Annotated in this window: 11 protein-coding genes; 7 read left to right on the top strand and 4 right to left on the bottom strand. The window is 72.5% G+C overall.

Features of this window, described 5'->3' with window-relative positions; translation table 11 throughout:
- The first annotated feature begins 190 nt into the window (after positions 1-190).
- The 4 genes from DLJ58_RS33690 to DLJ58_RS33675 all read left to right on the top strand — a co-directional run bounded on the left by DLJ58_RS33690 (position 191) and on the right by DLJ58_RS33675 (position 1,756).
- Complete coding sequence (locus tag DLJ58_RS33690; protein ID WP_030338239.1) at positions 191-625, top strand: phage holin family protein; 435 nt, start codon at positions 191-193, stop codon at positions 623-625.
- Entirely contained in the window at positions 622-996 is a 375-nt protein-coding gene (locus tag DLJ58_RS33685; protein WP_091401702.1) for a DUF3618 domain-containing protein, read from the top strand. Before DLJ58_RS33690 ends, DLJ58_RS33685 begins: the two co-directional genes overlap by 4 nt.
- Positions 993-1,265, top strand: a complete 273-nt coding sequence (locus DLJ58_RS33680; protein ID WP_124817926.1) for a DUF4235 domain-containing protein — start codon at positions 993-995, stop codon at positions 1,263-1,265. The genes DLJ58_RS33685 and DLJ58_RS33680 overlap by 4 nt, the downstream gene beginning before the upstream one ends.
- A 287-nt stretch (positions 1,266-1,552) precedes the next feature.
- Positions 1,553-1,756, top strand: coding sequence for a cold-shock protein (locus DLJ58_RS33675; RefSeq protein WP_030338233.1), 204 nt, complete (start codon positions 1,553-1,555; stop codon positions 1,754-1,756).
- Between the two features lie 117 nt (positions 1,757-1,873).
- Here the strand turns inward: DLJ58_RS33675 and DLJ58_RS33670 are convergent, their stop codons facing one another.
- Positions 1,874-2,065: a hypothetical protein gene (locus DLJ58_RS33670; protein WP_091401705.1), complete on the bottom strand. Its 192-nt coding sequence runs from the start codon at positions 2,063-2,065 to the stop codon at positions 1,874-1,876.
- A gap of 88 nt (positions 2,066-2,153) precedes the next feature.
- Complete coding sequence (locus DLJ58_RS33665) at positions 2,154-3,137, bottom strand: aldo/keto reductase (protein ID WP_091401706.1); 984 nt, start codon at positions 3,135-3,137, stop codon at positions 2,154-2,156.
- Positions 3,138-3,220: 83 nt separating this feature from the next.
- Between DLJ58_RS33665 and DLJ58_RS33660 the strand changes: the two genes are divergently transcribed.
- Both DLJ58_RS33660 and DLJ58_RS33655 read left to right on the top strand, forming a co-directional pair.
- On the top strand, positions 3,221-4,015 hold the full coding sequence (locus tag DLJ58_RS33660) for a trans-aconitate 2-methyltransferase (protein ID WP_124863177.1): 795 nt from the start codon (positions 3,221-3,223) through the stop codon (positions 4,013-4,015).
- The gene (locus tag DLJ58_RS33655; protein ID WP_124863173.1) at positions 4,012-5,034 is read left to right on the top strand and encodes an adenosine deaminase; all 1,023 of its coding nucleotides are present in this window, start codon (positions 4,012-4,014) and stop codon (positions 5,032-5,034) included. Before DLJ58_RS33660 ends, DLJ58_RS33655 begins: the two co-directional genes overlap by 4 nt.
- A 256-nt stretch (positions 5,035-5,290) precedes the next feature.
- Here DLJ58_RS33655 and DLJ58_RS33650 read toward each other — a convergent pair whose 3' ends face one another.
- Positions 5,291-6,694 carry a HAMP domain-containing sensor histidine kinase gene (locus tag DLJ58_RS33650; RefSeq protein ID WP_181518519.1) on the bottom strand — a complete coding sequence of 468 codons (1,404 nt, stop codon included), beginning with the start codon at positions 6,692-6,694 and terminating at the stop codon, positions 5,291-5,293.
- A 29-nt stretch (positions 6,695-6,723) separates the two neighbouring features.
- Positions 6,724-7,413 (bottom strand): response regulator transcription factor, encoded by a 690-nt coding sequence (locus DLJ58_RS33645; RefSeq protein ID WP_091401712.1) that lies wholly within the window; start codon positions 7,411-7,413, stop codon positions 6,724-6,726.
- 73 nt (positions 7,414-7,486) lie between these two features.
- Here DLJ58_RS33645 and DLJ58_RS33640 point away from each other — a divergent pair, with 73 nt between their 5' ends.
- Entirely contained in the window at positions 7,487-8,407 is a 921-nt protein-coding gene (locus DLJ58_RS33640; protein WP_124863170.1) for an ADP-ribosylglycohydrolase family protein, read from the top strand.
- The last annotated feature ends 305 nt before the right edge of the window (positions 8,408-8,712 follow it).

Genomic DNA, 8,712 nt, shown 5'->3' with positions numbered 1-8,712 from the left:
GTTGGGGGAGGTTTGGTCGGGCTTGGGTGGGGGATGTGCTGCCGGACGTCTCTGGCGTGATCGCGGCGGCTGGTCGCGTATTGGCGGCGCGGCGTCCGGACAACGGGGACGGTGAGCTGCTTGGCGCGCTTTAGGATTGACGAGCGGCGACTTCGGGCATACAGCGCGGTGATGAGGAAAGGAGGACAGCATGGCTGACGTGGCGAAAGCCCGCACATCCCAGAATGGGAGCGAGCCCTCCACCGCCGAGTTGGTGCAGCGGGCCACTGAGCAGATATCCCGCCTCGTGCGGGACGAACTGACGCTGGCCCGAGCGGAGTTGACCCAGAAGGGTAAGCACGCGGGCATCGGGATCGGCCTGTTCGGCGGCGGCGGCGCGCTCGCGTTCTTCGGTCTGGGTGCGCTGGTCGCCACGGCGATCCTGCTGCTCGACCTGGTGTTGCCCGCCTGGGCCGCGGCGCTGATCGTGGCGGTGGCCTGCTTCCTGGTGGCCGGCATCCTCGCCCTGGTGGGCAAGAAGCAGGTCAGCCGTGCCGTCCCGCCGGTGCCGGCGGCCACGGTCCGCAGCCTCCGGGCAGACATGGACACCGTCACCGCCGCGGTGAAGGACAGGGGGCGGCAATGACCGGTAACGGGACCGGCGACACGGAGGCCCTCCGCGAGGAGATCCGCCGCACCCGGGTCGAGTTGGGCGAGACGATGGAGGCGTTGGCCGCCAAGGCCGACGTCAAGGCGCGTCTGAAGGAGTCCGCCGAGCAGGCCAAGGAGCGGATGCGGGAGCAGGCGGCGCAGACCGTCGCCCGGGTCCGCGGGCAGGCTGCGCGTGGCGCCGGGATGGCGCGGGCGCAGGCGTACGAAAAAGGCGAGTTGGTACGCGCACAGGCGTACGAAAAGGGCGAGTTGGTGCGCCGCAACCCGGTGCCGTGGGCGGCCATTGCGGCCGGCGCGGTGGCCACCGTGGTGGTGCTGATGATCGTGCGGGGGAGGCGTAGGTGAGTAAGAGCATCGGCAGGGTCGCGTACCGGCCGGTCGGCGTGTTGTTGGGTATCGCCGCAGGCACGGTGGCCGGGGCGATCTTCCGGCAGGTCTGGAAGGCGACCGCGGGCGACGGCGAGGCGCCCAACGCGACCGACGAGGATCGCGGCTGGGGCGAGATCCTGGCCGCCGCGGCGTTGCAGGGCGCCATCTTCGCGGTCGTCCGGGCCGCCGTGGACCGGGGCGGCGCGGTCGGCGTACGCCGGATGACCGGCAGTTGGCCGGACTGACCGGCAGCGATTTCAGCCCCCTTCCCGCATCGATGGGAAGGGGGCTTTCGCATGACATCGCACGCCGCCCAGCGCACATGAGGCATCCGTCAGGTCACATGTCGGAGAAATTCGTCGGAGAGGTCGTGACAGACTTTTTACGTCCGTGATTTGCTGGTCCCCGCTGTTGCGAGATGGCGTGGGTTGAGAGAAGTCTCCTTCGTGGGGCTGCCTCAGGCGCCGCTGCTCAAAAACGGCCAATCGGCCGGACGGCGTGCACGGCCGCCAGTTTTTAGAGGGAGAAACACATGGCTCAGGGAACCGTGAAGTGGTTCAACGCTGACAAGGGCTTCGGCTTCATCACCGTCGATGGTGGGGGTGCTGACGTGTTCGTCCACTTCTCGGCCATCCAGACCAGCGGCTACCGCTCGCTGGAGGAGAACCAGCGGGTGGAGTTCGAGATTGCTCAGGGTCAGAAGGGCCCGCAGGCTGAGCAGGTCCGTCCCATCTGAGTAGGACGGCCGGCCCCCGCCGGCCAGTGGGACGATCCGGCTCACGGGTCACGGTAAAGCCCCGCATCCTGGTTGGGATGCGGGGCTTTCGCCTGCTCAGGCTCGCCGGTGGAGCAGTCAGCGTCGACGCGAGCGCAGGCCGAGCCAGATCACCACCAGCCCGGCCGCCGTCACGAGCGGGCCGATCACCGCCCAGATCTTCTCGTCGGTCATCACGCTGCCGCTGACGTAGCCGAGGCCCTGGACCGTCCACACAGCACCGATCACCACGGCCAGGAGGCCGAGGGTGAGTGGAAGCCAACCCCTCATCGCGTCCCCTCTCCGCCGCCCGGGGCGGCGCGCCGCCGTCCAGCATCGCCGGCCGGGTGGCGTGACGCGAGCACCCCGGGCGCGCGGGTCACCACCGGTCGTGCACCTGCGGGCGGATCAGCTCGTCGTAGGTCTCGCGGACGGCTGCCAACTGCTCGTCGGTGAGCGGGGACAGGGCCGCCGCGGCGGCGTTGCGTCGGGCCTGGTCGGCGTCGCGGGCACCGGGGATGACCACGGTGACGCCCGCCTGGTCCAACACCCAGCGCAGGGCGAACTGCGCCATCGTCCGGTCCGCGTCGACGAGCGGGGCCAACCGACGTACGGCGGCCAGACCTCGATCGAAGTCGACTCCGGAGAACGTCTCCCCGACGTCGAAGGCCGCGCCGTGTCGGTTGTAGTTGCGGTGGTCGTCGGCGGGGAACTCGGTGTGCTCGTCGTAGCGGCCGGAGAGCAGGCCGCTGGCGAGCGGCACGCGAGCGATGATGCCGACACCCGCTGCGGCAGCGGCCGGCAGCACCCGCTCCAGGGGCTTGTGGCGGACCGCGTTGAGGATGATCTGGACGCTCGCCACCCCCGGTCGGGCGATCGCGGTGAGGGCCTGGTCGCAGGTCTCGACGCTGACTCCGTACCCGGCGATGGCCTTCTCGGCGACGAGGGTGTCCAGGCCGTCGAAGACCTCGTCGGAGGAGAAGACCTCGGTGGGCGGGCAGTGCAACTGGACCAGGTCCAGGGTGTCCATGCCCAGGTTCGCCCGGGAGCGGTCGGTCCACTGCCGGAAGTTGGCCAGGGTGTACGCCTCCGGCCGCTGCTCGACGCGGCGGCCCATCTTGGTGGCGACGGTCAGCCCGGCGTCGGGTCGGGTGCGCAGGAAGCGGCCGATCAGCTGCTCGCTGCGGCCGTCGCCGTACACGTCGGCGGTGTCGAGGAAGGTGACCCCGGCGTCCACGGCGGCGGCGAGCACCGCCATCGCGTCGTCCTCGCTGACGGTGCCCCAGTCGGCGCCGAGTTGCCACGCGCCCAGGCCGACCGCGCCAACGGTCCGGCCGAGCCGGTTGAAGCTGCGCTGTTCCATGCCCCGAGCCTAGTGATCGGGTTGCCACCCTGCCACGCGAGCCGTACCGTCAGCAGTACGGACGTACGGTTTGGGAGGCGATCATGTGGAACCCGACGACCTACCTGCGCTTCGGCGACGAGCGATCCCGGCCGTTTCACGACCTTCTCGCCCGGATCCCGGCCGAGCGACCCCGGGCGGTGGTCGACCTCGGCTGCGGCCCCGGCCAGCTCACCGCCGTCCTCGCCGAGCGCTGGCCGACCAGCCGGGTGCGCGGCCTCGACTCCTCACCCGAGATGATCGAGCGGGCCGAGGCCCTCGGCGCGCCGGTCGACTTCGCGGTCGCCGACCTGCGCGACTGGGTTCCGGCCGGCGACGAGGACGTGGTGGTCAGCAACGCGGCGCTGCAGTGGGTCCCCGGCCACCAGGAGCTGCTTCGCCGCTGGGCCGCCGAGCTGCCGGCCGGCGCCTGGCTCGCCCTGCAGGTCCCCGGCAACTTCGCCGCCGACTCGCACCGCGCCCTGCGGGAGGTCGCCAACCGACCGACCTGGCAGGCCGAGGTCGCCCCGCTGCTGCGCGCGGACCCGGTCGACGACCCGGCCGACTACGCGGCGCTGCTGACCGCCGCCGGCTGCGCGGTGGACGCCTGGGAGACTACCTACGTGCACCTGCTGCCGGCTCGACCCGCCGCCGAGCACCCGGTGCTGGCCTGGATGGAGGGCACCGCGCTGCGCCCGGTCCGGGCCGCACTGGACGCCGCCGGCTGGTCCGCCTTCCGGGCCGAGCTGGGAGTACGGCTCACCGCGGCGTACCCGGTGCGGCAGGGTCAGGTGTACTTCCCGTTCCGCCGCGTCTTCGTCGTCGCCCGCACCGGCGACCATGCCCAGGAGAACCCGTGACCGACCTGTCCACCTTCATCGCCGGCCTGCCCAAGGTGGAGCTGCACGTGCACCACGTCGGCTCTGCCCTGCCCCGGATCGTCGCCGAGTTGGCCGCGCGTCACGAGGGGCGCACCCCCGTGCCGGCTGACCCGGACGCGCTCGCCAGCTACTTCGAGTTCCGCGACTTCGCGCACTTCATCGAGGTGTACCTGAGCGTCGTGGATCTCATCCGCGACCCGGAGGACGTCTGGATCCTCACCCACGAGGTGGCCCGCGAGCTGGCCCGCCAACAGGTCCGGTACGCGGAGCTGACCATCACCCCGTACTCGCACGTCCGACGGGGCATTCCCGCGCCGGCGTTCTGCGAGGCCATTGAGGACGCCCGCAAGCGCGCCCTGGCCGACTTCGGCATCGAGCTGCGCTGGTGCTTCGACATCCCCGGCGAGGCCGGCCTGCCCGCGGCCGAGGAGACGCTGCGCATCGCACTGGACGAGCGCCCGGACGGGCTGGTCAGTTTCGGTCTGGGTGGCCCGGAGATCGGCGTACCCCGACCGCAGTTCCGGCCCTACTTCGACCAGGCCCGCGCCGCCGGGCTGCGCTCGGTGCCGCACGCCGGGGAGACCACCGGGCCGCAGACCGTCTGGGACGCGCTGAACGAGTTGGGCGCCGAGCGGATCGGGCACGGCATCTCCGCCGCACAGGACCCGCAGCTGCTCGCGTACCTGGCCGAGCGGCAGATCGGGATGGAGATCTGCCCGACGTCCAACGTCCGTACCCGGGCGGTGGCCACCCTCGACGAGCACCCGCTGCCCCAGCTGGTCGAAGCCGGGCTGCTGGTCACCATCAACTCCGACGACCCGCCGATGTTCGGCACCACCCTCAACGACGAGTACGCGGTGGCCGCCCGCCTGCTCGGCGTCGGTGTGGAGGGCCTGGCCGGGCTGGCCCGCAACGCGGTGACCGCGTCCTTCCTGGACGCCGCCGGCCAGCAGCGGATCCTCGCCGAGATCGACGCCTACCTCACCGCCGCCGGCTGAGCCGGTCGGTCGGCTGGGCTGGTCGGTCGGCTGGGCCGGCTGGTTGAGCAGGGCGCGCGGCGGGAGCGTGGGTGTGGGGGGACCTGTGGCTCCCGCCGCGCGCGCGGCTCCACCGGCCGGGGGTGCGTGGTGCGCTCGGCCGGTGGAACTGGTGGGTTCGTGCTGTGATCCTGTCAGCCCGCAGCCGATCCAACACGGTCGTTAACCGCGATCTAAGGAAGACTTGCGCCGGCGCACAGCCCCGGGTTGGGCCGGGTCAGTCGTCGGTGGGGCGCTGGCGGGGCCAGCGACGTCCGGTGGCCTTCGTGTCCCGGGCGTCGCGGGCCATCCGACCGACCAGACCGAAGCGGCTGACCTGCCGGGGCGTCGCCTCCGGGTCGGCGAGCAGCATCACCACGCTGGCCCCGCCCAGCCGGGCGCGGTCGATGCTCACCGAGCCGTTGGCCTGCAACGCGACCCGCTTGGCGATGTCCAGCCCCAGCCCGGTCGAGCCCTGGTCACTGGCGCCCCGGCGCAGCGCCCGGTCCGGGTTGGCGATGCCGGGGCCGGCGTCGTCGATCCGGATCGCCACGTAACCGTCGCGCCGGGACACCGCCACCTCGAACGCGGTGCCCTGCGGGGTGTAGCGGAAGACGTTGCCGATGACCGCGTCCAGCGCGGCGGCCAGTTCGGCCCGCGGCACCGGCGCCGGGATGCGCAGCTGGGCGCCGTTGACCCGGTGCGGCCGGTTCTGGTCGCCGGCCAACGCCGCCCAGAACACCATCCGGTCCCGGACCACCTCGCTGACGTCGCACATCGCCGGCCCGGCCTCGAGCGCCACCGTCTTACGGGTGGTCTTGATCAGCACGTCGATCTCACCCTCCAGGGTGACGATCGCCTGCCGGATCCGCCGGATCCCGCGCAGCCGGTCCAACTCCGCCGGGCTGAACGAACCCACGCTGGTGTCGTCGGACTCCAACGCCTCCGCGTCCAGGCGCAGCACCGTCAACGGGGTACGCAGACGATGCGACAGGTCGGCCACCAACTCCCGCTCGTCGGTGCGGGCGGCGTCCAACCGGTCCGCCATCCGGTTGAAGGCGTACCCGGCCTCGGCCAGCTCGCGCGGACCGGTCGGCTCGACGCGTACGCCGAGATCACCGTCGCCGACGGAGAGCGCGGCCTTGACCAGACCACGGGTGGAGTCCACCGCGCGGGCAGCGACCCGGTCGACCACCAGAACCGCCGCGCCGGCCATCGCCGCGCCGACCGCGAACAGCAGTAGCCACGTGCCGCCGGTGCCCTCGCCCAGCGTCGACTCCGGAAGGAACACCTCGACCACGGCCGTCCGGTCACCGAGGACGACCGGGTCGAGCCGGGCCACACCGCCGTCGACGTCGACGACCAACGACTGGCGCTCGGAGCGGGCCCGGTCCAGGTCGCTGCCGCTGGCCCGACCAGCCGACTCGTCCAGCCCCAACCCGTGCACCACGGGCCGGGTGGGTGCGCCCTCGGCGCTGGCCACCACGGCACGCTCGACGACCGCCGGGTCGGTGCTCACCGCCAGCGCGCCGGTCACCAGCGCGCTGCGCCGCGCCGCGTCGGCGATCGCCTCGTCCCGGCTCTGCTCCCGCAGGCTGAGCCCGAGCGGGATCAGGAACGCGAGCGCCACGAGACTGCACATGCCGGCCGTGAGCAGGGCCAGCGCCGTCCTCAGTCCGGTGCCACCAGCCGGAATCCGACCCCCCGCACGGTGCGCAGGTAGCGCGGCTTCGCCGCGGACTCGCCCATCTTTCTGCGGAGCCAGTACAGGTGAACGTCGATGGTCTGATCCTCGCCGACCGATGGCTGCCGCCATACCTCCTCCAAGAGTTCCCGGCGGGACACTACCCGCCCAGGTCGTGCGGCGAGATACGCCAACAGGTCGAATTCCTTGCGGGTCAGCGCCAGCGGCTCCCCGTCGAGCTGGGCGCTGCGTTCGCCCACGTCCACCCGCAGCCCGCCGACGCTGTGCACCGCGGGCTGCACGGACCGACTGGCCCGGCCGGCCCGGCGCAGCACGGTGGTGATCCGGGCGTCCAGGTGCGCGCCGGTGAACGGCTTGACCATGTAGTCGTCGGCGCCGGCGCGCAGCAGCTTGACCACCGACTGCTCGTCGTCGCGGGCGGTGGCGATGATGATCGGAACGTCGGTGATGCCGCGCAGCATCCGCAGCGCGTCCGAGCCGTCCAGGTCGGGCAGGCCGAGGTCGAGCACCACCAGGTCGGGTGTCTCCGCGGCGACCCGGCGCAGGGCGTCCAACGCCGTACCCACGGCGTGCACGGCATGCCCCCGGTCGGTGAGGGACCGCAGCATCGCGCCGCGTACGACGTGATCGTCTTCGACCAGGAGCACGGAGGCCACGACAAGACCGTACTTGGCCTGGCAAGTTGATCGCGTTGCGGCGTGCCTGGCGACCGGGCAAGCTGGTACGACGATGTCGTTCACCCTGTTCGCCGATGCCCGATTGGCGCTCGCCCGGGACAGCCTCGCCGGTCTCTCCACCGGCGACGCGCTCGGCGCGCAGTACTTCCTGCCGGGGCTCGCACCCGTGGATCTCGCCGCCGACGCGCTGCCCCCACCGCCCTGGGAATGGACCGACGACACCGAGATGGCCTGTTCGGTCCTCGCCCAGTTGGCCGACTCCGGTGGCATCGACCGGGACCGGCTGGCCCTTTCCTTCGCCGAGCGATGTACCGAGCGACGGGGCTACGGCGCGGGCGCGATGCTCATCCTGGGGCTGATCCGCATCGGCACGCCATGGCCGCTGGCCGCCGCGTCCGCCTTCGACGGGCAGGGCTCCTGCGGCAACGGCGCGGCGATGCGGGTCGGCCCGCTGGGCGCGTACTTCGCCGACTCGACCGCGCGCGCCGCGGCACAGGCCCGCGCGTCCGCCGAGGTGACGCACGCGCACCCGGAGGGGATCGCCGGCGCGGTCGCCGTCGCTGTCGCCGCCGCGCTGGCCGCCCGGGCCCGCCTCGACGGGCACCGGCCGGCCCCGGAGCGGCTGCTCGCCGGAATCGCCGCCGCGCTCGACCCGGGCACCGAGGTGCATCGGGGCGTACACCGGGCCGCCGGGCTGCTCGGCCGACCGTTGCCCCGGGTGGTGGCCGCGCTCGGCAACGGCTCCCGGGTGATCGCCCAGGACACCGTCGGGTTCACCCTCTGGGTGGCCGCCACGCACCTCGACGACTATCCGGCGGCCATCGAGACGTGCGTACGGGCCGGTGGGGACGTGGACACCACGGCCGCCATCGCCGGATCGGTGGTGGCGGCGCACACCGGCGTCGGCACCCCGGGCGGGGTGCCCGAGAGATGGCTGGCGGCCCGCGAGTCGCTACCTGACTGGCTCCCCTGACCCCGGGGGTTGCCCTGCGCCTGCCCTGCGCGCGTGCGCCTGCCCTGCGCGCGTGCGCCTGCCCTGCGCGCGTGCGCTGCCCTGCGCGCGATCAACTCGGCTTCCTGGAAATCGGGTCGTCCGGGCGGCGGGGATGCCGCGGTTTCCTGAAAGCCGAGTGGATCACCGCAAAGCCGAGTGGATCACCGCAAAGCCGAGTGGATCACCGCTAAATCGGGCTGTCGGGGCGGAGGAGATGCCGCGGTTTCCGGGAACCCGAGTGGATCACCGCGATGCTGCGGGAACAGCGGCCCGGACGAGGCCGC

Source organism: Micromonospora arida (genome assembly GCF_003857035.1).
GTDB lineage: Bacteria > Actinomycetota > Actinomycetes > Mycobacteriales > Micromonosporaceae > Micromonospora > Micromonospora arida.
Note: the sequence above shows the minus strand (reverse complement) of the source record. Positions and strands in the feature narration are given on the sequence as shown.

Excerpts from the sequence above, each read along its gene's own strand:
- DLJ58_RS33640 (WP_124863170.1), top strand. The coding sequence starts at position 7,487 with ATGTCGTTCACCCTGTTCGCCGATGCCCGATTGGCGCTCGCCCGGGAC.
- DLJ58_RS33650 (WP_181518519.1), bottom strand. The coding sequence starts at position 6,694 with ATGTGCAGTCTCGTGGCGCTCGCGTTCCTGATCCCGCTCGGGCTCAGC.
- DLJ58_RS33660 (WP_124863177.1), top strand. The coding sequence starts at position 3,221 with ATGTGGAACCCGACGACCTACCTGCGCTTCGGCGACGAGCGATCCCGG.
- DLJ58_RS33685 (WP_091401702.1), top strand. The coding sequence starts at position 622 with ATGACCGGTAACGGGACCGGCGACACGGAGGCCCTCCGCGAGGAGATC.
- DLJ58_RS33675 (WP_030338233.1), top strand. The coding sequence starts at position 1,553 with ATGGCTCAGGGAACCGTGAAGTGGTTCAACGCTGACAAGGGCTTCGGC.
- DLJ58_RS33670 (WP_091401705.1), bottom strand. The coding sequence starts at position 2,065 with ATGAGGGGTTGGCTTCCACTCACCCTCGGCCTCCTGGCCGTGGTGATC.
- DLJ58_RS33665 (WP_091401706.1), bottom strand. The coding sequence starts at position 3,137 with ATGGAACAGCGCAGCTTCAACCGGCTCGGCCGGACCGTTGGCGCGGTC.
- DLJ58_RS33690 (WP_030338239.1), top strand. The coding sequence starts at position 191 with ATGGCTGACGTGGCGAAAGCCCGCACATCCCAGAATGGGAGCGAGCCC.